Below are 23,927 nucleotides of genomic sequence, written 5' to 3' on the forward strand. Positions count from 1 at the left end.
TTAGTCTGTATTTCGTAAAGTTAATAAACTGCCATTTAAAACCCAGTTTTTTGATTGCTTATTTCAGTAAGAATAATTAACAAGACCTCTTACTCTATTTTATTTCCTGGTATATTTTGTCCGTTTTGATGAAGTGTTAAACTTTCCACAACACCTTCATTAGTTACATGAAAAGTAACTTGCGCATCCAAAACTTTTAGATAAAATTTATGGGTTGCCGCAGGAAACAATTGAAACTGCGGCTGTCCTGTAGCCTGTGCTAAAAGCTGCGCACCTTCTCGCGTTACAGTTATAATAAAACCTGGCGCCAGTTGATATTTTCCCAAATAGGTGTTTAAAACGGCATCTGAAACCTGCATATCAGGTACGACTTCGCTGAGATCAATATCCAAGGAGTTAAGAACGTCTATGGCATTTTGATTGGCAGGATTTAGTTCTAAAGATTTTATATAATTTGAAATCGCTGCAGCTGAATCACCTTGTTTTAAATAGGCTTCACCTAAAGAATCAAAAGTATTTGATGACTTTGGGTAAATTTCCGCATTTAATTTTAAAATTTTTAGTGCATGATCTCCGTTGTCCATAGCTAAATACTCATAACCTAATCGGTTGAGTTCGCTTTCTTCAAAATTATAAGCAAATGGTGATTCTTTCTTGGTTTGATGATATAGGGCAATAGCCGAATCGATACCATTCATTGCCATTTCTTTTTTCAGTAACATGACAATAGACGGTTTCGGGTTCACTAAAGGCGTTGGACTACCCAATAAATGAAAACCTAAAGCATTCATGTTTTCGGTAGCATTAGTTAGTACAATTACGCCTTTTTCTGTGCCTTGAACAAAACCAGTAAATGCTGTGTAACCACCTGTTCGTCCGTTATGCCAAGTGACATTCCCCCTGTTTTCATAATGCCAGCCTAAACCAATATTAAATGTGCTATCCACATTAGAAAAAGCTTCTTGATGTGCCAATTGCATGGCAGGATTTATAGGTGTTTTAGAAATTTCCAAATTGGCTTTTAAAAACGACACCATATCAACAGCCGTGGAACGAATGCCACCTGCTGCAGCTATGACATCAAAATCCCAATTAGAAACTTGTACACCCTCACTATATCCAAAAGCTAAATGGTTCCGCATATCATCAGATAGCTTTAATGCCGTGTTTGGCATACCACAAGGTGTTGTAATCCGCTCTTTGATTAAAGTTTCATAACTTTTTCCTGTATGCAATTCCAATATATGACCCAACAACCCCATGCCTAAATTAGAATACTCATATTCTACACCAATATCTCTAGTCAATTCTAGCTGGTTTAAAAATGCATACATCATTTCTGGAGTATAATCCACATACGGATTTAAAGCGTTTTTTGGGTTGAAATTATTTGGCATTCTTGGTAAAGCCGATGTATGTGTAGCTAAATCATTCAATGTAATTTCCTTGCCTTTTCGGGTTGGTAGGTTTACGGATTTTGGTAAATATTTAGAAGCAGGATCTGTTAATGTCATATGGCCTTTTAAAACTTCATCGGCCAATAACGTGGTTGTAAATACTTTGGAAATAGAACCAATTTCAAAAACGGAATGTTCGTCAACCGGTTTTCCTGATTTTATGTCTGTTGTACCAAAACTATAATATTCAATGGTTTCACCATCAATTACACCAACAACTACACCAACATTAACACCACTTTCTACGCGTGTTTGAATATGATTTTTAACCGCTTGCGAAATAAGTTGCGCTTGCGAAAAAGTGGTACAAAATAAACAAACTGCAACGAATAATATGATGTGTTTTTTCATGATATGGATGGTTAGATATATTTATAGGACGATTAGGAATGTAAAATGTTACAAATTAAAGCGCCTCATCAATAATATCTTGTACACATTCTGGATTCAATAAGGTACTAATATCACCCAAATTAGAGGTATCCTTTTCTGCAATTTTCCTTAAAATACGTCGCATAATTTTCCCCGAGCGTGTTTTAGGTAAAGATTCTGTAAACTGAATTTTATCCAGTTTGGCAATGGGTCCTATATGTTCGGTAATAATTTGGTTAATTTCGTTTCGTAAATTAGTATGATCCCGACTTTCGCCAGATTCCTTCAACGTCACATAACCATACAGCGCATTTCCTTTTATATCATGCGGAAATCCAACGATGGCAGATTCAGAAACTGCTGGGTGTTCATTAATAGCATCTTCAATAGGCGCCGTTCCTAAATTGTGCCCCGATACAATAATGACATCGTCCACACGACCCGTAATTCGGTAGTAACCAACTTCATCACGAAGTGCACCATCGCCAGTAAAATACATGTTTTTATAGGTGGAAAAATACGTGTCTTTATAACGTTGATGATCTCCCCAAATAGTTCGGGCTATACTTGGCCACGGAAACTTAATACACAATCTACCATCCACTTGATTGCCTTTTAGTTCCTCTCCGTTTTCATCCATAATGCACGGTTGCACACCTATAAATGGTAAAGTTGCATAAGTTGGTTTGGTTGGCGTAACATACGGAAGTGGTGTAATCATGATACCACCTGTTTCGGTTTGCCACCAGGAATCAATAATTGGACTTTTTCGTTTTCCAACATTATCATTATACCAATGCCACGCTTCTTCATTAATAGGTTCGCCTACGGAACCTAAAACTTTTAAAGATGACAAATCATACTGCTCTATTAACTCCGTTCCTTGTTTTGCCAAAGCACGAATAGCTGTGGGCGCTGTATATAACTGATTGATTTTATGCTTCTGAATAATATCCCAAAAGCGCCCGAAATTGGGATAACTCGGTACGCCTTCAAACATAACTGTTGTTGCTCCATTACAAAGCGGACCGTAAACTATGTAGCTATGGCCTGTAATCCAGCCAATATCAGCGGTACACCAGTACACATCATCCTCCTTATATTGAAATACATTTTTAAACGTGTACGCCGTATAAACCATGTAACCAGCAGTGGTATGTACCATGCCTTTCGGTTTACCCGTAGAACCAGACGTATATAGAATAAATAGCGGATCTTCGGCTTTCATAATTTCTGCCTGTCCGGCTTTAGATGCGTTATCAAGTAAAGGTTGCAACCAAAAATCGCGACCGGCTTTCATGCTAATTTCGGAATGTATGCGTTTTACCACTAAAACGGATTTTACACCATCGCAGTTTTCTAATGCTTCATCCACTATACCTTTTAAGTCGATGGTTTTAGCTCCGCGATACGAGCCATCTGCTGTTATTACTAACTTGCAATCCGAATCATTAATTCGTGTAGCTACGGCTTTTGACGAAAAACCAGCAAATACCACAGAATGAATGGCACCAATTCTAGCACAGGCTAAAATGGCAATCGCCAATTCCGGAATCATAGGCACATAAATACATACGCGATCGCCTTTTTGAATGCCTTGATCTTTGAGCACATTTGCCATTTGATTTACGCGTTCATATAATTGTTGATATGTAATATGTTCTGCTGGTTCCTCCGGATTATTCGGTTCAAATAAAATAGCCGTTTTGTTAGCTCGGGTTGCTAAATGCCTGTCTAAACAGTTTTCAGTGATATTTAATTCGGCACCTTCAAACCATTTTATTTCGGGTTTTGAAAAATCCCAACTTAAAACCTTGTCCCATTTTTTTCGCCATAAAAAATGCTCTTCAGCAATTTCCTCCCAGAAATTCTCGGGCTCACGAATGGATTTTCTATAAATTTGATAGTACTCTTCTAAATGTTTAATATGGTAGTTACTCATGTGAATTATAATTATGATGAAAAGATAGGACAAAGCCGAAAACAATCAAAAAAAAACGTTATTAAAAAAGTGTATAGATTTTTTACATTAATTTTTATATTAGCAATCTAAACTTCCTGAAATCTTGAAAAATCACCTCACGCTCCTACTCGTTTTTACGTTTACTATATTTTCATTTGCTCAAAAAAAGACAGAACCAACACCTAAAGAAATTCAACTTGCCGAAACGCTAAAAGAAACATATCCAGATGATCACGTTGCTTCGGAAAGTGAGAATTATCATATTTCATTTGAGTACAACAAAAAAACAGAAAAAGTCGAGGTCCTAGAAACTATTACCAAAAAACTCATCAGTTTAGATTCTCGAGCAGACATTCAAGTATATAGTTTTTATAATGGCGAATCGGAAATTGAATCCTTTGAAATAAAATATAAAACGGATCGTGATGCTGATTTTTACATTAAAGATGAAGCCATGAAAAGTGATGATTTGTTTCACAATGATGCCCGCGTAAAATATACAAATATAGATTTCCCACTTAAAGGCTACAGGTATCAAATTGAAACTGTTAAGCGTTATAAGGACATTAAATACTTTACCAGTTTGTATTTTAATGATGATTATCCAGCTGTAAAAAAAACGTTTACTATTGCTATTCCAAATTGGTTAGATTTAGAATTAAAAGAAATGAATTTTGACGGCTTTCCAATTCAAAAATCAGTAAAAGCGAATGAGGATACTGATGGTAAAATCCATACGTTTATAATAGAAAACGTACCAGCTATGTTTGATGATAGCAGTGCGCCTGGACCATCCTACATTTATCCGCATATTTTAATTTTAGCAAAATCATTTACTATAGATGCTGTAAAAACAAACATCTTTGAATCCACGCAAGATTTATACAATTGGTATAAAACATTGGTAAATAGTTTAGAAAATGACAATACGGATTTACAGGAGAAAGTGGTTGAATTAACCCAAGATGCAGCAACTGACGAAGAAAAAATAAAAAACATCTACTATTGGGTCCAAGATAATATTCGCTACATCGCCTTTGTGGATGGAATTGCAGGCTTTAAACCTGATGAAGCGTCGCAAGTTTTCAAAAAACGGTATGGCGACTGTAAAGGGATGGCAAACCTGACCAAACAAATGCTAATTGAAGCTGGTTTTGACGCACGCCTAACATGGATTGGCACCAACCGAATTGCTTACGATTATTCAACGCCTAGCCTATCTGTAGACAACCACATGATTTGTACTATTTATACAAATGGAGAACCTACATATTTAGATGGAACCGAAAAATTCAACGCTTACAAAGAATACGCAAACAGAATTCAGGGCAAACAAGTATTAATTGAAAATGGTGATGAATTCATTTTAAACATCGTACCAAAAACAGCAGCCAATTTCAATAAAGAGACCGTTAATTATAATTTATCCCTTGAAAATGAACAATTAAGTGGAACCGTTTCCAAAACCTTTAATGGCGAAAGTCGTTCGGGATTATTACAGTATTTAAGTCAGCTGCAAACCGATAAAAAAGACACCTTTTTAATGTGGTATTTGGATGGAGGCGATTCAAATATTAAAGTAACGGATATTATAACATCTAATTTAACCGATAGAGAAATACCTATAAATATCGATTACAACATTACGATAAATAATGCGGTTTCATCCTTCGATGATACCATGTATATTGATTTGGATTTAGAGAAAGAATTATCAGGTTATAATTTTGAAAAGCGCAAAACCGATTATGTTTTCGATTATAAAAAACATTTAGAATCCACAACGACGTTAAAAATTCCAGATGGTTACAAAATTGGAAGCCTTCCAAAGGATATTGCTATTTCCAATGACAATTACAACTTAAAAGTATCCTTTACCCAAACGGATACTACCATTATTTATAAAAAGGATTTTGAAATCACGGAAAGCGTTATTAAAAAGGACGGTTTTAATGAATGGAATGATTTTATAAAAAATCTTAATTCTGTTTATAACGAACAAATCACCTTAACCAAACAATAAAAAAACACATGAAAATTAAATTACTCCTATTATGCACATTTGCGTGCACAACCCTGTTTTTTGGTCAATCTAAACTAGAAATAGAAGCTCAAACATTTTTTTGGGGAGAAAATGACACCTTTAAAAACGCGGTTGATATTCCTGAAAAATGGGAAAATGAATCGGCTGTAATTATCTATAAGAATGAAAATTATGATTTTCATAAGTTTGGTAAACGTGTGGAATACAAGTCGTCCATTCGCAAACGGATTAAGCTATTAGATCAAGCATCTGTTACTGAATTTTCAACCTTCACTTATCAAAAACGATTCAACTCCTCAAAAGGCGTTTATGTTTACAATCCATCTAATGTTATTGTAGGTATTAAAATTATAAAGCCAGATGGTACTGAAACCATTATTGATATTGAAAAAGAAGCCGTAGAAGTTGATGGTGAAACTAAAGTAGCAATGGCTAATTTGGAAATTGGTGATATAATTGACTATTTCTATTATAGTGTTGAACCATTTAAATCTATTGAGGCATTTGGTTTTAATCCTGTGGAGCAAACATTAAGTGAGGAATATCCCATAATGGATTACAAGCTATATTTTGAAACGGAAAATGACTTTTTTATAAATTTCAACTCCTATAATGGTGCTCCAGAACTAAAAGAAATTCCCACCGAAAAGAATAATATGAGACGGTATGAATTGACTGAAAAAGACATTGATAAACATAAATATGAACGTTGGTTTTATCCTTTAGTAGAATTGCCTTGTTATAAGTTTCAGGTATATTTTGCCAGATCGGGCAGATTTGAAAACGATGCCAAAGCTTTCCTTCCCGAGAAAGAAGAAATAATTAAGAAAACAGTTTCAAAAGAAGAGATTTTAGACTTTTATAAAAGATACACTGCTTATGGGGATTTAGGTTCCATGGAGCGTTTTGTTAAAGAAAACGACTTTGCAAGCGAGCGCGAAAAGATAATAGCTGTTTACTATTTTGCGCGCCATCATTTTCTAACGCAATATGTAGAAGGTATTATTGTTGGTGAAGCGAATATTCTGGCCTCACCATTTATTACGACAAGAACGGTTCCGTATTTATTTTCAAATGAGAAATCGTTTATACGGCATTTTATGGCTTTTTTATATGAATCTGATTATGATTATGACGTTATCGTGGGTAAAAAACGCTATGATGGATCTTTAAATGATTTGCTTCTCGAGCGAAACACCAAAGTTATTATCAAAGTCAACACAGAAATACCTGTTTATTTAGAGGCTTTCAAAATTCATTCGGATGCCAATCAATTTCATCATTTATTAGAAGGTACCGATGTGTATAAATTATCAGCAAGCAGAAAACGATTGGATCAAATTGCAACCGGAAAATTACCACAATCAACCTATAAGGAAAATGAATCCTTGAAGGACATTACAATTACATTAAACGATGATATTTCAGGGTTTACGTATCAAGGTATTAACAAATACAAGGGTTACGAAAAAGCAGATCATCAATATGACAAACTTATTTTTAAAGATTACGTTGATGAGGATTACCAAAAGTATGGAACAGAACCTTTTATGGATAAAATAAGAAATAAAAAAACACGCGAAAAAACCAGAAAAGAACTTGCTGCGTTAGTTGAAAAACTTCGTGAGAAACAATCTGAAAGTTTAAAGAAAAATATAGAAGCTGAATTAGATATTACAGAGGTTTCAGATTATACTTATACTATTAAAGAAACAGGGCGTTATGGATTTGATACGTACTTTACTTATGATGAAAACTTCACGGTTTCAGATGCACTCATTAAAAAAGCAGGGCCTAATTACATTTTAGAAGTTGGTAAATTAATTGGTGGTCAGGTGGATTTATCTGATGAAGAACGCAAACGAACTGAAAATGTGCACATGAACTATCCACGAAGTTATAATTACAACATAACACTAAATATTCCTGAAGGGTATTCCGTATCTGGTTTGGATAAACTAAACAAATCGGTTGATAACAAAACAGGCGCTTTTATCAGTACCGCATCAATGTCGGGTAATCAGTTAATTATCACTTCTACAAAACAATATAAAAACAATTATGAAGACCATGCCGATTGGCCATTAATGATGGCGTTTCTAGATGAAGCCTTCCAATTTACCAATGAAAAAATCTTATTGAAAAAAAATTAAGAATTCTTATTCGTGTTAATTTAAAAGGCTGTCTGAAAAATGATAATATAAATTGTCAAACTGAAACCAATTCAGATTGACGAGAATTATCTAAACCTTCAGACAGCTTTTTCTATGCATTAAAAGTCCGAAGTTTATAAGCTTTTATTTCTTTAACCACGCGAGGTGCTAGCATAAGCGTTGTAAACATAGTTGGAAAAGCCATGAGAGCAAAAAAGCCATCAATTAAATTAATCATCATACTTAAAGACGTGGTTGCTCCTAAAATAATACTCACGATATACATGTAGTTATAATAGTGTTTTTTATCGGCTCCAATTAAAAACGACAAACATTTACTACCATAATAGGAATAGGAGAATAGGGATGAAATACTAAAAACGGCAATACAAATTAATAGCAAGTATTTACCAAATCCTGGCATGGCATTTCCAAATGCAGACGCTGTTAAACTCACACCATTAGCATCCGTTGTTTGCCAAACTCCGGTTACTAAAATAGCCAAAGCTGTTAAGGTACAAACCACCAAGGTGTCAATAGCTGGTCCCAACATAGCCACTAAACCTTCACGGACTGGTTCCGAAGTTTTTGTTGCGCCATGAGCCATAGGTGCTGTACCAATTCCCGCCTCATTAGAAAACGCACCACGACGAATACCTAATAACATTAAACCACCTATAACACCACCTAAAAAGGTGTCGCCTTTATAAAAGCTAGCACTAAAAGCATCGGTAAAAATGAGACTAAAATATTTAGGCACTTCTTCAAAATTAACAATCAGAATAATGACAACCGAAACAAAATACAATAATACCATAGCTGGCACGAGTTTGGAAGCTGTTTTACTAATCCTATTCAACCCACCTAAAATAACAATTGAGGTAATAATTACTAAAACAATACCAACTGCTAAATTAGAAGTAAAACCAACTTCCACGCCATTAGGACGCAATAAAATATCATTAATGGCTTGGGTTAACTGATTTACATTAAAAACGGGTAACGCACCAACTAGACCACAAACACTAAAGAATACAGCTAATGGTTTCCATGATTTACCTAAACCTTCGGTAATAAAATACATGGGACCACCTTGCAAATCGCCAGCACTATCTCTACCACGATACATAATGGCTAAGGTAGATGTAAAGAATTTGGTAGACATCCCAATTACAGCACTCACCCACATCCAAAAAACGGCTCCTGGTCCACCAATGGAAATGGCAACGGCTACTCCCGCAATATTCCCCATACCAATGGTAGAAGATAAAGCGGTTGTTAAAGCTTGAAAATGTGTAATTTCACCTGGATCGTCTGGGTTATTATATTTACCACGCAACACGTTAATGGCATGACCAAAAAACCGAAAGGGTAAGAATCTGGATAGAATTAATAAGTACAATCCGCCTCCAATAAGCAAAATAAGTAATGGCAAACCCCAAGCAAACGAGGCGAAATCAGAAATGTATTGATTGAGTTGTTCCATAAATTTATTTGTAGTCATAAATGTAACAAAGTCATTACAATTTTTGGGTGTTTTTAAAAGTTTAAACCATTCTCGCGGCTTGTTTCTTCGGATTCTATTTATTAAAAGTTAACTTTGGAGTTCAATAATTAGAAAATTATACGCATTTTTTAAAGAAAACAAAAGCTTTCTTTTATTAACGGCCCAGATTAAAAATTAATTAAAATGAAATTTATTTTTTCACTGTATATCATATGTTTTAGCTGTTTTATCAGTTTAGCGCAAGCTGGATATCCAGAACCAGAAAAGACAGAAACTAGACTGTTTTATATTCAGCATAGTAACAACCACAATACTTATGTCTATGATGTTAATTTAAATGGCAAGGTTATTAATCAATTAGAACCTATTAATGAGTACCGCATTATTTATACTGAAAATGGTATAAAAAGGCCACTGACAACCTTGCAGAAAAGTCGAGCTTATGGATTAATTCGCGTAGATTCTCAACCCAATTTATTCACGTTTCGCCTTGCCGCATCTAACAAATTACTTTTTCATCTTTTAGTTACCAAAAATGAAGGCGCCAAAATATTTGTTACAGTTAATACTCGTAAAATATTTTTAGAAAAAATGTTTATTCAACTTAAAGCTGGTTTGTTTTCTATTAATGCTAAAGCCGATTACGTTCTATTTTATGGCACAGATTTTTATTCAGGAAAACCTGCTATGGAAAAGGTTTTAATGGACTAATTTCACAAAATAAATTGTGAATATTCTAATAAAAACCCAATTACAATCAATTTTTATCTCAAATTCCATTAATGAAAACTCAATATTTTATAATCCTATATTTAATTTTTAGCAGCTGCTCAAATTTGAAATATTTGACCCCTTTTGAAGGGTATGCTAATAAGCCTAAGGAGGTTGAATTACAATATTATAGAGTAAGCACTGTGGACAGTATAAAAACTATCAGAGCATCTTCAAAAAGTATCTCTTATTATGACAGAAAAGGTAGATTACTAAAAACAACATCATTTAAAGCGGACGGACCAAGCACTAGATACCGCCTTTTTACCTATGATAAATTTGGAAACCTAACGGAAGTAGCATCATTCAACAACACCAATAAAAAATCAAACCAATTAAATTATTATTATAATAAACAGGGGCAAATAATAAAAAAAGAGAATATCAGAGAAAATAGCAAGATGGTAACAAATTCCGTTTATGACCGAAAAAAAAGAATGAGTAAATCAATCATGGTAAAAAATGATAGTATCTTCTTTGATAGTAGTATGTTTAAATATAATAAAGATTGGCAAGAAATAGAGCTAACATCCTATCTTGAGTCAGGTGAACAAAAATCAAGAATAGAATTCTTCTATGATAAAAAAAAGAATCAAATCTTAAGTAAATGGTATAGGAGTGATAATTCGCTTAAAAATTTTTACGAAACAACCTTCAACGATAAAGGTGATAAAATAGCAGTTAAAAGATATAATTTTTTGGATGGTAAAACGAAATTGATAAGTCATAACCAAACCGATTTTATATATGACAAATATGGAAATTGCATTGAAAAAAGATACTTTGAGAATGGTGTTTTGAAAATGATTTTAAAATATAAATTCAGATATAAAAAATAAAATTCTAGTAGCATTCAGATACAGAGATATAAATATGATATTAAAAAAAAATCAAATGCATAAATTATCTATTCAAATAGGCTTCCACATGCGTTTTAATACGATTTTGAATATCCGTTACATCACCTTTTACAAAGGCTTCTCCTGTAATGTTTTCATACAATTCAATATAGCGTTCACTAACAGATTGGATGTATGCATCACTCATGTCCGGAACAGTTTGTCCTTCTAATCCTTGAAAATTATTGGCAATAAGCCACTGACGCACAAATTCCTTGGACAATTGCTTTTGAGCTTCGCCTCTATTTTGACGCTCTTGATAACCATCTGCATAAAAATAACGTGAGGAATCTGGGGTGTGAATTTCATCAATCAAAACAATGTGTCCATCTTGTGTTTTTCCAAATTCATATTTGGTGTCTACTAAAATAAGTCCTCTAGAAGCTGCTATTTCGGAACCACGCTGAAATAATTTGCGGGTGTAATCTTCTAAAACACGATAATCCGCTTCAGAAACAATACCTTTTTTCAGAATGTCTTCTCGTGAAATGTCTTCATCATGATCTCCCATATCTGCTTTGGTTGCAGGCGTGATTATTGGTTGAGGAAATTTATCATTTTCTTTCATCCCCTCTGGCATAGTCACACCACACAGTATGCGTTTTCCTGCTTTATATTCACGAGCTGCATGACCGGACATATATCCACGAATTACCATTTCTACTTTAAAAGGCGTACATAAATGGCCAACCGCTACGTTTGGATCTGGAGTAGCTATAAGCCAGTTTGGAACCACATCTTCCGTGGCTTTCATCATTTTTGTCGCAATCTGATTCAGAATTTGTCCTTTATATGGAATTCCTTTGGGCATCACCACATCAAAAGCGCTTAACCTATCTGTTGCAACCATAACGAGCTGCTCATTGTTTATATTATAAACTTCTCGTACTTTACCTTTATAAAGGCTTTTTTGTCCGGGAAAATTAAAATTAGTATCCGTAATTGTATTCATTTAAAGTTGGTTGTTGTTTGTTTGGTAAAAGTAAATTGTTTCTTAATGTCAAACAAATCTAAATGTAAAAAGGGAGAACTATTTGTTCTCCCTTTTATCAGCTGTTGATATATTTATATTAATTGAATCGGATGTTGTACGTTACACCAACTCCAACATTTGATAAATTTAAATCGTTTTCTGCAAAGGTATTTTGGTAATAGGCGTAAAAATTCCAATCGCGGTTATGGTAACCAACTTGTGGGTTAAGATACAAGCCACCATCATTATTATCTATATTGGCTAAAAAACCGTAACCTACATCAGCACCAAAAAATAAACCGTCTGGTGTAAAGTAATATCTAAAAAAGGCGGCAGCTGGAATAACACCAAAGTCCTCGAAGTCGTCATTTGCAAAATAATGGGTGTAACCAGATGCAAAACCTATGGCAACATTTGGATTAAACAAATATTGTCCTCTAATGTCTGCCCCTACTGTAAAATCGGAAACATCACTTGCATCCCCTACCGGAATACCAGCTGTTAAGCCAACTTTTAACCAAGAGTTATCTGGTGTTAAATCTACATTGTCATCCTGTGCAAACATTGGACTAAATCCAAATAATAATGCTACTAAAAATAATTTTTTCATTTTGTCTCTTTTTTGATTAGAGTACAAAGTTGGACAATAAACAGAGAATTATCTTACAGCATTCAAGGCTATGTTTATAGAATTATAGGAAATCACCATTGAAAACCACTTCAAACACCTGACTAACAGCGTAAAACACCAGAATAAAAAAGCCAGTTAGAAAACCGACTTTTAAAAGTAAAAAAATTAGTTTGTAGGTATTAGTCCACGTTCTCAATACTTTTATAGGCTTCAATAACTTTTTTTACCAATTTATGGCGAATAACATCCTTATCATCTAAAAATATCATCCCCACACCTTCTACGTTTTTCAAAATGAGCAAGGCTTCTTTTAGTCCGGAAATGGTGCGTCTTGGTAAATCTATTTGTCCAGGATCTCCTGTTAATAAGAACTTGGCATCTTTACCCATACGTGTTAAAAACATTTTCATTTGGGCATGTGTGGTGTTCTGACCTTCGTCTAAAATAACAAATGCATGATCCAAAGTTCGTCCACGCATAAAAGCTAAAGGTGCAATTTGAATGGTGCCGTTTTCAATATAATGCGCTAATTTTTCAGGCGCAATCATATCGCGTAAGGCATCATACAAAGGTTGCATGTAGGGATCTAATTTTTCCTTTAAATCGCCAGGAAGAAACCCCAAATTTTCACCAGCCTCAACCGCTGGACGTGTTAAAATAATCCGTTTAACTTCTTTATTTTTTAAGGCACGAACCGCTAAAGCCACACCGGTGTATGTTTTTCCTGTTCCAGCTGGACCAATAGCAAAAACCATATCGTTTTTACGCATGCTTTCTACCAATTTACGCTGATTGGCTGTTTGGGCTTTAATTAATCGGCCGTTAACACCATGAACAATCACTTCGCCACTTTTAGCGCTAGTCTCATAATCCGCTTTACTATCACTGGTTAAAACGCGTTCAATAACATTTTCGTCTATCTTATTGTATTTCATATAATGCTCCATGAGCATATTAAAGCGTTTATCAAATTCTTCCAGTAAATCTTCATCGCCATAGGCTTTGATTTTATTACCTCTGGCAACAATTTTTAGTTTTGGATAATACTTTTTAAGGAGTTCTATATTAACGTTTTGTGCACCAAAAAAATCCTTTGGTGATACGTCTTCAAGTTCGATTATGATTTCGTTCAAAAGCTAGGCGATTTAATTAAATTAATCTATTTAGTTTTATTAGTTTTGTGTTTAAACAAAAATACACATTTTAATTTCGTGTTGGGTTAAAAAAATATCAACAATTCTAAATGGCAATCATTACATTAACAACTGACTTTGGGGAGAGAGATCACTTTGCAGGCGCAACCAAAGGTGCTATTTATAGCGAATTACCTGATGTAAAAATTGTTGATATCTCACATTCCATTTCGCCTTTTAGTATTCCTGAGGCAGCTTATATTATATTAAACGCTTTTAGTAGTTTCCCGAAAGGCACCATTCATATTATAGGTGTGGATTCAGAATTAAATGAAGAGAATAAACATATAGCCGTAAAATTAGATGGTCATTATTTTATTTGTGCCAACAATGGTATTATGAGTATGATTTGTGCCGAAATAGCACCCGAGAAAATTGTAGAAATTAATATCCATGACGCTATTATAACCAGTTTTCCGGTTTTAGATGTGTTTGTAAAAGTAGCCTGCCATATTGCTCGAGGTGGTACGCTGGAAGTAATTGGAAAGGTAATTAACACGATAAAACCTATAAAAAATATCATTCCGTTTGTTAATGATGAACGCACGCAGATAATTGGTCATATTATTTATATTGACAATTACGGGAATGTGATAACTAATATTAAACGTAACTTTTTTGAAAAAGTGCAATTGGGTCGTTCGTTTGAAATTTCCGCGAGAAACAAAACTTTCAATAAAATTTATAACAAATATAGTGATGTGGTAGATTTTAGTAAAGCGCCCGAAACACGGAATATTGAAGGTCATAGAATGGTGGTTTTTAATTCCTCTAGTTACCTAGAAATTGCCGTTTACAAGAGCAATCCAAATACCACCGGTAGCGCCTCATCATTGTTAGGTTTAGAACTTATGGATACTATTTCCGTTAATTTTTTAAAAGAATAAAATATGTTTGTACGTATTGTGAAATTGAGCTTTGAACCGAAACATATTGATACCTTTCTAGAAAATTTCCATAAAAACAAACAGGCTATTCGAGATTTTGAAGGGTGCCAGTTTCTAGAATTATATCGCGATAAAAACAATACCCATGTGTTTTTTACGTATAGTTATTGGAAAAGTGAAAACGATTTAGAAAATTACAGGCAATCTCAATTATTTAAAAGCATATGGTCTGTAACCAAACCCATGTTTAATATGAAACCTGAAGCTTGGAGTGTTGATAAGCTGGAATCGCTTGAATAGTGAATAGTGAATAGTGAATAGTGAATAGTGAATAGTGAATAGTGAATAGTGAATTTGTTTTTTTATGACAATACAAAAAAATTTCTTTTATTTTACGCACCGCTAACAACTATTACCTAATACCTAATACCTAAAAAAACATGTTTGCAATCCTTAAAAAAGAAATAAATGCCTTCTTCGCCTCCTCGATTGGCTATTTAGTGATTGCCATTTTTCTCATTTTAAACGGTTTATTTTTATGGCTTTTTATAGGGGAATTTAACATCCTTGATAATGGCTTTGCTGATTTGTCTAGCTTCTTTTTATTAGCACCTTGGATTCTGTTGTTTTTAATTCCTGCGGTTACCATGCGGAGTTTTTCAGACGAAAAAAAACAAGGCACTTTAGAACTATTAGTCACCAAACCCATCAGCTTATTTAAAATTGTTTTAGGAAAATATTTAGGGGCTTTTATACTTATTATCCTAGCCTTACTTCCTACGCTACTCTATGTATACACGGTGTACCAATTAGGAAACCCAGTAGGAAATATTGATTTTGGAAGTACGTTTGGTTCCTATATAGGTTTATTATTTCTGGCTGCGGCTTACACGGCAATTGGTGTGTTTGCTTCTAGTTTAACAGACAATCAAATAGTAGCTTTTATATCTGCTGTATTCTTGTGTTTCTTCTTTTATATTGGTTTAGAAGGTATTGCCGATTTTGTTTCTAGTAGTTTTATAGACCAACTCGGTATGAGTGCCCACTATAAAAGCATTAGTCGTGGTGTTATTGATACACGCGATTTACTGTACTTTATAAGTATCATTTTAGTGTTTTTGGTTTTTACAGTTCGGTTTATAACCACCCAACCATTCCACAAAAAAGAATTGACCACACTTGTACTACTTCCTTTAGGCCTACTTGTATTGAATATTTTTACACATAATTTTTATGAGCGTTTTGATTTAACTAAAGACCAACGCTACACCTTAAGTCAAGCTTCTCGAAGCATTATAGAATCGGTGGAATCGCCTATTATTATTGATGTATTTTTAGATGGTACCAACCTCCCTTCAGAATTCAGACGTTTACAAACGGAAACACGTCAACTTTTAGAAGAGTTTAAATCGGAAAATAGTCAAATTTATTTCAATTTTATCAACCCACTAGAAGATGATAAAACACGCGAACAGAGTATTCAGGCCTTAAATGAGCGTGGTTTAAAACCCATGCAAGTTACCGTTCAAGATGCAGGGAAATCCAGTCAAGAAGTTATTTTTCCATGGGCTTTGGCAAGTTATAATGAAGTAACTATTAAAATTCCTTTAATTAAAAATAAAATTGGCGCTGATGTGCAAGAATTAGCTAGTAATTCCATTCAGCATTTAGAGTATGCATTTGCAGATGGTTTAAGCAAGCTGGTGAATCCAAAACGTCGTAAAATTGCAATTCTTAAAGGAAATAATCAGTTGAAGGATGCGCAAATTTTCGATTTTGCAAAAACTATAAAAGACTATTATTATATAGCAGCCTTTACTTTAGATAGCGTTCAAAGCACACCACAAAAAACGTTGGATGATTTAAAATCTTACGATTTAATTATTTCAGCCAAACCAACAGAGGCCTTTTCAGAAGCTGAAAAATTGGTATTGGATCAATTTACCATGTCGGGTGGAAAAAGTCTGTGGCTGTTGGATAGAGTGGTAATTGAACAGGATAGTTTGTTTAATGCGGAAGGAAAAAATATTGCGGTTGTTCGCGATTTGAATTTAACCGATTTCTTTTTCAAATACGGAGTCCGCATCAATCCAGTATTAATAAACGATCTCTACTCCGCGCCTATTACCTTGGCAACTGGAGACGGCAGCCAATCGCAATTTCAACAACTACCATGGTTTTATTCACCCTTGGTGACGGCCACCTCCAAGCATCCCATTGTTAATAATTTGAACTTGATAAAATTTGATTTTGCCAATCAAATTGACACGCTGAAAAACGATATTCAAAAAACAGTATTATTACAAAGTTCCATACTTACCAAAATTGATGGCACACCTCGTGAAGTGAGTTTAGCTATGACAAACGAGGAGCCAGACCCAAATAAGTATGTAAATGGTCCTCAAAATTTGGCCGTTTTATTAGTAGGGGATTTTACATCCGTTTACCATAATCGCGTGAAACCATTTCATGTTGCTGATATTAAAAACACCAGTATTCCAACTAAAATGATTGTGATTGCAGATGGCGATGTCATTAAAAATGATGTAGGAAGAAATGGGCCTCTGGAATTAGGTTTTGATCGTTGGACAGGACAAGAATATGGTAACAAGGATTTTTTACTGAATGCCGTAAATTACCTGTTAGACGATAGTGGACTTATAAACATTCGATCTAAAGATATTTCTTTGGCTTTTTTAGACTATCAAAAAGTAGCGGACGAAAAAACCAAATGGCAAATTATTAATATGGTCTTACCGCTAGTGTTTTTAGCGGTTTTCGGATTATTATACAACTTTTTCAGGAAACGAAAATACGCGAGATAAGCCTATAATACCTAGATGAGATTCCCTTTTTTATGGGAATGATTTGTTAATAAGTTTGTTTCCTATATTAATCGGTTTAGGATATATTTGTATGATTAACTTATTGAACTCATAAACGTATTTTACATAGATGAAATTTATAGTATCAAGTACCTATTTACTGAAACAATTACAAGTTCTTGGTGGTGTTATTAATAGTTCGAACACCTTACCTATTTTAGATAATTTTTTATTCGAATTAAACCAATCAGAACTTATTATTTCTGCGAGTGATTTAGAAACAACCATGTCTTCTAAATTAGAAGTGGAAAGTGATAATAGTGGTAGCGTTGCAGTACCTGCAAGACTATTGTTAGATACATTAAAAACCTTTCCAGAGCAACCTTTAACTTTTGTGGTTGAAGAAAATAATACAATTGAAATCAGCTCTAATCACGGTAAATATGCATTAGCATATGCTGATGGTGCCGAGTTTCCTAAACCAGTAACTCTAGAGGATGCTACTGCCACAACCTTAAATGGTGACATTTTAGCAACGGCTATCAACAAAACTATTTTTGCCGCAGGAAATGATGATTTACGTCCTGTAATGAGTGGTGTGTTTTTCCAGTTTTCTACCGAAGGCTTAACCTTTGTAGCTACCGATGCACACAAATTAGTAAAATATTCGCGTGCGGATGTGCAAGCGTCTGAAGTCACAGAATTTATCATGCCTAAAAAACCTTTAAATTTATTAAAGGGTATTTTAGCCGCAAGTGATGACGATGTCACGATTGAATACAACGATTCGAATGCGAAATTCACCTTTGAAAACGTAGAATTAATTTGCCGATTAATTGATGGAAAATATCCAAACTATGAAGCGGTAATCCCAAAGGAGAATCCAAACAAACTTGTTATAAATAGAAATCAGTTTTTAAACTCGGTTCGTCGTGTGAGTATTTTCTCAAATAAAACAACACACCAAATTCGTTTAAAAATTGCTGGTGCAGAATTAAATATTTCTGCGGAAGATATAGATTACTCAAACAAAGCAGAAGAGCGTTTAACCTGCGATTATCAAGGTGACGATATGCAAATTGGGTTCAACTCACGTTTTTTAACAGAAATGTTAAACAACCTTACAAGTGATGAAGTTCAGCTTGAAATGAGTTTACCAAACCGTGCAGGTATTCTTACACCTGTTGATGGTTTAGATGAAGGCGAACAAGTAACCATGTTGGTCATGCCGGTAATGCTTAATAGCTAAAAAACCCTATGTCGCGATTGTAATAGTTTTTAGAAGGATAAAATAATAATATAAAAAACCACAACTTTTTAGCTGTGGTTTTTATATATTTAAAATATCTCTGCTTGCTAAATTTACTTCAAAAACGTAATTGATAACGGGTAATTAATAGGGTCACCATTACTTGCCCTTACGGCATTCATAATAGGGAAAACAAAAGCAATAAGGCCAATTACAATCAACATAATAAAACCAAGACCTAATAATATAATGGCAGGAATACTTAAAATAGCATAAATAAAAATGCTGATTTGAAAGTTGACTATTTTCTTTCCATGGTCGTCCATTTTGAAAACCTTATCTTTTTGGGTTAACCAAATAATAAGAGGTACAATGAGTCCGCCAAAACCAGTAATGTACGTTAGTAGTTGACTTAAATGCGTTAAAACTAATAATTGATTATCTTCTCTCATGATGATTATTGTTTATAGATTGATGTATTAATAGGACGTGAAACAGGATTAAATGTTACACCTAATATATATTAAATTACTGATTTAAAAATTATTTTTATAGATTACCCTATTCAAAACGTCAATTAAACTGGCAGTGTTTTTCAGTATTTTAAGCAAATAGATACCTTTCAGGATTACTTATAGTGTTTTCAATTTTCACATAATCTATATAAAATTAAAAACACCCTACTATAATTAAAGTACCTTTGCTCTTAAGACATTATAATATTGAAAAAATTCCTAACAAACATAGAGCTATTTTTAAAAGGCTCCGATTTTTACCGAGGACTTAAAATTACTTTTGCTGTTTTAATTCCTCTAATAGCATTTAATTTTATAGGCTATTTTGAATTTGCGCCTGCCATAGTAATTGGTGCTTTTTTAAATGCACCAGGTGATATTGCTGGCAGTATAAAACGAAAAGTAAATGCCATATTAATTAGTATTGGTTTAACCATGCTAATTACAGCTGTCATTTTGTTTCTAAAACCATACCTCCCACTTTTAGTTGTAGCCCTAGCCGTTATATCCTTTGTTGTATCTTTTATTTCGATTTATGGATTCCGCGCTTCCTTGGTGTCTTTCTCTGGATTACTTGCTATGGTACTGGCATTTGCAATTGAGAAAAAAACAGCACAAGAAATTTTCATTCATATTGGACTCATGGGAATTGGTGGATTTTGGTATTTACTAGTGTCCTTTCTATTTCAAAAATTAGCACCCAAAAAAGAAGAAAACCAACTCCTATCAGACACGCTTTTACTTATTGGCGACTATTTAAAACTGCGCGCACGGCTATTAACTAAAAGTAGTAAGCGTGAAGAACTTATTCAGAAAACCTTTGTACTTCAAACACAAATTAATGAGAAACACGAAACCTTAAGAGAAGTTCTTTTTACAGGAAGAAAACGATCTGGTCGTTCGCATTACGATGAAAAACAGGTGTTAATCTTTATATCATCTGTAAATATATTTGAACTCATTGAGGCCAAGCATTTAGATTACAATGAATTAGATAGATTGTTTGGCAATAATAAAAAGCATCTTAAAGCTGCTAAAAAACTGAATACCGTAATGGGCAACCACCTGATTAAGTTGTCAGAATTATTAATTCAGAATGATGAGCTACCCAATAGAGATAATTTATTAAAAGCACTTGCAAATGGACGTCAAGCTATTACAGATTATGTTAACGATGTTAAACTTCCAAAGGCTCTAGAAGGTTCACTTCTTTTACGGAATCATTACGATTATCAAGAGCTTTTACTGGAAGAAATACGATCCATTAGGCGTGTCATGGCAAACGTACAACATGCTTCTAAAGTATCTTTAAAGCGCCAAGATGCCAAGCAATTCTTAACGCTTCAAGAATATCGTTTTAATGTTATTCTCCAAAACTTAAGCTTCAATTCAACATTATTTAGTCACGCCCTTCGTTTTACAGTAGCTATAGTATTTGCCTTTATTTTAGGAACAGTTTTTAATATTCATAATACCTATTGGATTCTATTAACCATAATTGTGATTATGAGACCCAATTACGGTTTAACGAAAGAGCGCTCCAAAGATCGTATTATAGGCACGTTAATAGGTTCTGCCTTTGCCATTGGTATTGTATTAATAACCCAAAACATTATGGTGTATGGTGTGTTAGCTATTATATCATTAACCCTAACATTTGCTTTAATTCAGCAAAACTATAAATCGGGAGCTGCATTCCTGACTATTAATATCATTTTTGTGTATTCATTAATGAATCCGAATACGTTTGAAGTTATTCAATACCGAATAATTGACACCATTATTGGCGCGGGTATTGCTGTCATTGCAAACTATTTTTTATGGCCATGTTGGGAAAGCAATAATTTAAAAGATGTATTGTTAAGCACCATTCAAAAAAACAAAGTTTACTTATTAGCCACTAAAGATTTATACCATGAAAAAAATGAAAATCAGCTAGCCTATAAAATTGCTAGAAAAGAAGTGTTTTTGGCTATTAGCAATCTGAATGCCGCATTCCAAAGGTTAACACAAGACCCAAAATCAAAGCAAAAGGAATTTCAGTTAATTTATAATTTAGTAACCTTAAACCAAACCATGGTTTCCGCTATTGCCTCCATTGGTAGTTTTATTCTAAATCATAATACCACAAAAGCATCTGAAGAGTTTGATGCCGTATTATTACATATTGTAGATAACCTACATCAGTCCTGCAAAGTGTTAGAAGGTACTGTTCCCGAAAATAGCCTAGATAAAAAGTCGATAATCCGTGCGGAAGAATCCTTGTTAAGAGCCTATCAGAACTTATCGTGCTTACGGGATAAAGATATCCAAGATGGCAATACGGAAATAGATACGGATACCTTAAACCAATTACAAGAAGCCTATTTAATATCCAATCAACTTATTTGGTTAAAAACCTTATCTGAAAATTTAAAGAAAGCTACCAAGCAGTATAAGATGGTTTTGGATGGTGTGGAATCATGATGAGTAGGACGTATAAAAATTAAATGTTCGGTACTTCTACTTCTTAATTTTTTTCACCTACAATAAGCCCAGCTTTTTTACACCCTTCAATAATTTTTTCAACTAAATCCGTGTCATACAAGGTTGTACTTAACGCCGCTTTCAGATTCGCTAAAATATCGGAATATTTATCAGTTAATATATTTACATCCTCACCTATTTCAGGAAGTAAGCCAAGTTGGGCTTTAGCAATAGCTTTGGATAAAGGTTCATAAAAGACATCCATTGTTTCTATTTTATTGGCATAATCAAGTGCCTTAACGTAATCACCATTATGATAATACACAAAGAAAAAACCAAGGTAAAACCACCAAGGACAATGTGGGTTAAGATCTAAAGACTGAAGCAGTAATTCAAGTGCTCTATCATATTCACCCACACAAGCCATTCCAAAACCAACAGTGCCTATCGTAGAAACGGAAGAAGGATTTAATGATAAACAATATTCTAATGCTTTAATTGCTTCTTCTTTTCTTTTCATATAGATATTTGCCCAACCTAACTGCTGATAGGCATGCTGACATTGAGGATCCATCTTAACCGCCTTTTTCGCGAGTTCATAGGCTTCTTTTACAGGCTCTGTAACTGTGGGAAATCCAAGTGAGTAAGCATCCAAATATAATTCTGACAACATAGCTAAGCCAGTTGCATAATTAGGATTAATCTTTAAGGCTTCCTCAAGCGCTAGCCGTGTTTGCATATAGGTCTCTAATGAAAAATTCATATGGAGGTAATAATTCCAAAGTGCGGCATCAAATGAATCAACACTTAAAATTGTTTTGCGATGCGTTTTCCAATTTTCATGAATAATAAACCCATAATAGCCACCTAATATAGAACAAACATTACTAATAATTTGATCTTGGATGTCAATCAGATTATCAATATTTAATTCGTGATTGTATGTTTCAGACCAAACTTGCATCCCCTTCATCGTTTCAATTAATGCTACATTTATTCTGATTGCGGTAGAGGAACGCTTAACAGAACCTGTAATAAGGTAGTGAACCCCTAGGTCTGACCCAATAATTCTTACATCGGCATGGTTAGAAGCATATATGCGTGTAGAATGGTGGGCAACAACAGCTATATCCTGAAAATTACTAAAGGTTCGGGTAAGCTCTTCTCCAAATCCATCAGCAAAGAATTGGTACTCACCATTAGGACATAAATTACGAAAAGGCAACACAGCAAGCGTAAGTTTAGCACGGGAAAACTGATTAGGCATCTTTCCAATACTAACATCAGACTTTTTTTCTGGAATAAAATTTGTTCGAAATATAGGCACATATGTACCCTTAACCACTTCTATTTTGATAGTATCGAATTTTCCTAAATCATCATAATATTCTTTTAACAAACGCCTCAGTCTTCCCGCATGAATACGAACAATAGCATCTATTTGCGGGTTAAAATCAGAAGGTTTTCCTAATGCATTAACGGCAATGGTGTATTCTTTTAAGCCCTCCGTTTTACCATTTAAAGTTTCTTCCACTATGAATTTCAGAAAATTTGTTAAAACTACCGAGCGAGAAAATAACGGACTTGATAGAATATGATTCAATTCTTCTATAATCTCTTTCCTCGAATAATCGGTTACGGAACAATTTTCTGATTGTTTAGACAACATGAAAGGATAATTTAATTTGTGGTTAAATAGGTACAGAAACGTCTATTTTTAATTTAGTTTCTACTATCAAATATAGGGAAAATTAATTTTTAATTTTCTTGTTTCTCTGTAAATAACGCAGTTTTCAACAGTATTTGGTAAACCCATTTTACGGTTAAGTAACCGTATTACACTTGTATTGTAGTTGGCATAATCTTAATTTAGAATTTTTATAAAAAATTAATCAACTATAGCAACATGAAACTTAAAACATTCTTTTTAACCATTGTCATGAGTTCCGCGCTGTTTTTTGGAACTGGTTTGGTACACGCGCAAGATGTGTTACCCTTCCCTCCAACACCATCAGCAAGTGA

General features: G+C 34.0%; 17 protein-coding genes. 9 read left to right on the top strand and 8 right to left on the bottom strand.

Annotation, left to right across the window (positions count from 1 at the left end):
- Nucleotides 1-89: 89 nt before the first annotated feature.
- Both ACFPH8_RS11020 and acs read right to left on the bottom strand, forming a co-directional pair.
- Nucleotides 90-1,808, bottom strand: coding sequence for a serine hydrolase (locus tag ACFPH8_RS11020; protein WP_376860933.1), 1,719 nt, complete (start codon nucleotides 1,806-1,808; stop codon nucleotides 90-92).
- A 55-nt stretch (nucleotides 1,809-1,863) separates the two neighbouring features.
- Nucleotides 1,864-3,771, bottom strand: coding sequence for an acetate--CoA ligase (gene acs, locus ACFPH8_RS11025; protein ID WP_376860935.1), 1,908 nt, complete (start codon nucleotides 3,769-3,771; stop codon nucleotides 1,864-1,866).
- 124 nt (nucleotides 3,772-3,895) lie between these two features.
- Here acs and ACFPH8_RS11030 point away from each other — a divergent pair, with 124 nt between their 5' ends.
- Both ACFPH8_RS11030 and ACFPH8_RS11035 read left to right on the top strand, forming a co-directional pair.
- Nucleotides 3,896-5,815, top strand: a complete 1,920-nt coding sequence (locus ACFPH8_RS11030) for a transglutaminase domain-containing protein (protein WP_376860937.1) — start codon at nucleotides 3,896-3,898, stop codon at nucleotides 5,813-5,815.
- 8 nt (nucleotides 5,816-5,823) lie between these two features.
- Nucleotides 5,824-7,989, top strand: coding sequence for a hypothetical protein (locus ACFPH8_RS11035; RefSeq protein WP_376860939.1), 2,166 nt, complete (start codon nucleotides 5,824-5,826; stop codon nucleotides 7,987-7,989).
- Nucleotides 7,990-8,101: 112 nt separating this feature from the next.
- Here the strand turns inward: ACFPH8_RS11035 and ACFPH8_RS11040 are convergent, their stop codons facing one another.
- On the bottom strand, nucleotides 8,102-9,475 hold the full coding sequence (locus tag ACFPH8_RS11040; RefSeq protein WP_376861220.1) for an alanine/glycine:cation symporter family protein: 1,374 nt from the start codon (nucleotides 9,473-9,475) through the stop codon (nucleotides 8,102-8,104).
- A 204-nt stretch (nucleotides 9,476-9,679) separates the two neighbouring features.
- Between ACFPH8_RS11040 and ACFPH8_RS11045 the strand changes: the two genes are divergently transcribed.
- Nucleotides 9,680-10,207: a DUF4833 domain-containing protein gene (locus ACFPH8_RS11045; RefSeq protein ID WP_376860941.1), complete on the top strand. Its 528-nt coding sequence runs from the start codon at nucleotides 9,680-9,682 to the stop codon at nucleotides 10,205-10,207.
- Between the two features lie 71 nt (nucleotides 10,208-10,278).
- Nucleotides 10,279-11,106, top strand: coding sequence for a hypothetical protein (locus ACFPH8_RS11050; protein ID WP_376860943.1), 828 nt, complete (start codon nucleotides 10,279-10,281; stop codon nucleotides 11,104-11,106).
- A 64-nt stretch (nucleotides 11,107-11,170) separates the two neighbouring features.
- Here ACFPH8_RS11050 and ACFPH8_RS11055 read toward each other — a convergent pair whose 3' ends face one another.
- The 3 genes from ACFPH8_RS11055 to ACFPH8_RS11065 all read right to left on the bottom strand — a co-directional run bounded on the left by ACFPH8_RS11055 (nucleotide 11,171) and on the right by ACFPH8_RS11065 (nucleotide 13,903).
- Nucleotides 11,171-12,118: a phosphoribosylaminoimidazolesuccinocarboxamide synthase gene (locus tag ACFPH8_RS11055; RefSeq protein ID WP_376860945.1), complete on the bottom strand. Its 948-nt coding sequence runs from the start codon at nucleotides 12,116-12,118 to the stop codon at nucleotides 11,171-11,173.
- 118 nt (nucleotides 12,119-12,236) lie between these two features.
- A complete protein-coding gene (locus ACFPH8_RS11060) occupies nucleotides 12,237-12,749 on the bottom strand; it encodes a hypothetical protein (RefSeq protein WP_248399034.1) in 513 nt (170 codons plus the stop codon).
- Nucleotides 12,750-12,949: 200 nt separating this feature from the next.
- Nucleotides 12,950-13,903, bottom strand: coding sequence for a PhoH family protein (locus ACFPH8_RS11065; RefSeq protein ID WP_248399032.1), 954 nt, complete (start codon nucleotides 13,901-13,903; stop codon nucleotides 12,950-12,952).
- Between the two features lie 110 nt (nucleotides 13,904-14,013).
- Here ACFPH8_RS11065 and ACFPH8_RS11070 point away from each other — a divergent pair, with 110 nt between their 5' ends.
- The 4 genes from ACFPH8_RS11070 to dnaN all read left to right on the top strand — a co-directional run bounded on the left by ACFPH8_RS11070 (nucleotide 14,014) and on the right by dnaN (nucleotide 18,924).
- Complete coding sequence (locus tag ACFPH8_RS11070; protein ID WP_248399030.1) at nucleotides 14,014-14,850, top strand: SAM hydrolase/SAM-dependent halogenase family protein; 837 nt, start codon at nucleotides 14,014-14,016, stop codon at nucleotides 14,848-14,850.
- A gap of 3 nt (nucleotides 14,851-14,853) precedes the next feature.
- Nucleotides 14,854-15,150 carry a putative quinol monooxygenase gene (locus ACFPH8_RS11075; protein ID WP_376860948.1) on the top strand — a complete coding sequence of 99 codons (297 nt, stop codon included), beginning with the start codon at nucleotides 14,854-14,856 and terminating at the stop codon, nucleotides 15,148-15,150.
- Nucleotides 15,151-15,290: 140 nt separating this feature from the next.
- Nucleotides 15,291-17,675, top strand: coding sequence for a gliding motility-associated ABC transporter substrate-binding protein GldG (gldG, locus tag ACFPH8_RS11080; protein WP_376860950.1), 2,385 nt, complete (start codon nucleotides 15,291-15,293; stop codon nucleotides 17,673-17,675).
- Between the two features lie 130 nt (nucleotides 17,676-17,805).
- On the top strand, nucleotides 17,806-18,924 hold the full coding sequence (gene dnaN / locus ACFPH8_RS11085; RefSeq protein WP_376860952.1) for a DNA polymerase III subunit beta: 1,119 nt from the start codon (nucleotides 17,806-17,808) through the stop codon (nucleotides 18,922-18,924).
- A 113-nt stretch (nucleotides 18,925-19,037) separates the two neighbouring features.
- On the opposite strand, the gene ACFPH8_RS11090 is transcribed toward dnaN, so the two are convergent.
- Nucleotides 19,038-19,376, bottom strand: coding sequence for a DUF4870 domain-containing protein (locus ACFPH8_RS11090; RefSeq protein ID WP_376860954.1), 339 nt, complete (start codon nucleotides 19,374-19,376; stop codon nucleotides 19,038-19,040).
- A 270-nt stretch (nucleotides 19,377-19,646) separates the two neighbouring features.
- Between ACFPH8_RS11090 and ACFPH8_RS11095 the strand changes: the two genes are divergently transcribed.
- Complete coding sequence (locus ACFPH8_RS11095) at nucleotides 19,647-21,905, top strand: FUSC family protein (RefSeq protein WP_376860956.1); 2,259 nt, start codon at nucleotides 19,647-19,649, stop codon at nucleotides 21,903-21,905.
- Between the two features lie 43 nt (nucleotides 21,906-21,948).
- Here the strand turns inward: ACFPH8_RS11095 and ACFPH8_RS11100 are convergent, their stop codons facing one another.
- The gene (locus ACFPH8_RS11100; RefSeq protein ID WP_376860958.1) at nucleotides 21,949-23,574 is read right to left on the bottom strand and encodes a tetratricopeptide repeat protein; all 1,626 of its coding nucleotides are present in this window, start codon (nucleotides 23,572-23,574) and stop codon (nucleotides 21,949-21,951) included.
- Nucleotides 23,575-23,927: the final 353 nt, after the last annotated feature.

The organism is Bizionia hallyeonensis, assembly GCF_042657385.1.
GTDB lineage: Bacteria > Bacteroidota > Bacteroidia > Flavobacteriales > Flavobacteriaceae > Algorimicrobium > Algorimicrobium hallyeonense.

Coding starts and splice junctions, on each gene's coding strand:
- ACFPH8_RS11070 (WP_248399030.1), top strand. CDS start 14,014: ATGGCAATCATTACATTAACAACTGACTTTGGGGAGAGAGATCACTTT.
- ACFPH8_RS11075 (WP_376860948.1), top strand. CDS start 14,854: ATGTTTGTACGTATTGTGAAATTGAGCTTTGAACCGAAACATATTGAT.
- ACFPH8_RS11055 (WP_376860945.1), bottom strand. CDS start 12,118: ATGAATACAATTACGGATACTAATTTTAATTTTCCCGGACAAAAAAGC.
- ACFPH8_RS11035 (WP_376860939.1), top strand. CDS start 5,824: ATGAAAATTAAATTACTCCTATTATGCACATTTGCGTGCACAACCCTG.
- gldG (WP_376860950.1), top strand. CDS start 15,291: ATGTTTGCAATCCTTAAAAAAGAAATAAATGCCTTCTTCGCCTCCTCG.
- acs (WP_376860935.1), bottom strand. CDS start 3,771: ATGAGTAACTACCATATTAAACATTTAGAAGAGTACTATCAAATTTAT.
- ACFPH8_RS11020 (WP_376860933.1), bottom strand. CDS start 1,808: ATGAAAAAACACATCATATTATTCGTTGCAGTTTGTTTATTTTGTACC.
- ACFPH8_RS11045 (WP_376860941.1), top strand. CDS start 9,680: ATGAAATTTATTTTTTCACTGTATATCATATGTTTTAGCTGTTTTATC.
- ACFPH8_RS11050 (WP_376860943.1), top strand. CDS start 10,279: ATGAAAACTCAATATTTTATAATCCTATATTTAATTTTTAGCAGCTGC.
- ACFPH8_RS11040 (WP_376861220.1), bottom strand. CDS start 9,475: ATGGAACAACTCAATCAATACATTTCTGATTTCGCCTCGTTTGCTTGG.
- ACFPH8_RS11100 (WP_376860958.1), bottom strand. CDS start 23,574: ATGTTGTCTAAACAATCAGAAAATTGTTCCGTAACCGATTATTCGAGG.
- dnaN (WP_376860952.1), top strand. CDS start 17,806: ATGAAATTTATAGTATCAAGTACCTATTTACTGAAACAATTACAAGTT.
- ACFPH8_RS11060 (WP_248399034.1), bottom strand. CDS start 12,749: ATGAAAAAATTATTTTTAGTAGCATTATTATTTGGATTTAGTCCAATG.
- ACFPH8_RS11090 (WP_376860954.1), bottom strand. CDS start 19,376: ATGAGAGAAGATAATCAATTATTAGTTTTAACGCATTTAAGTCAACTA.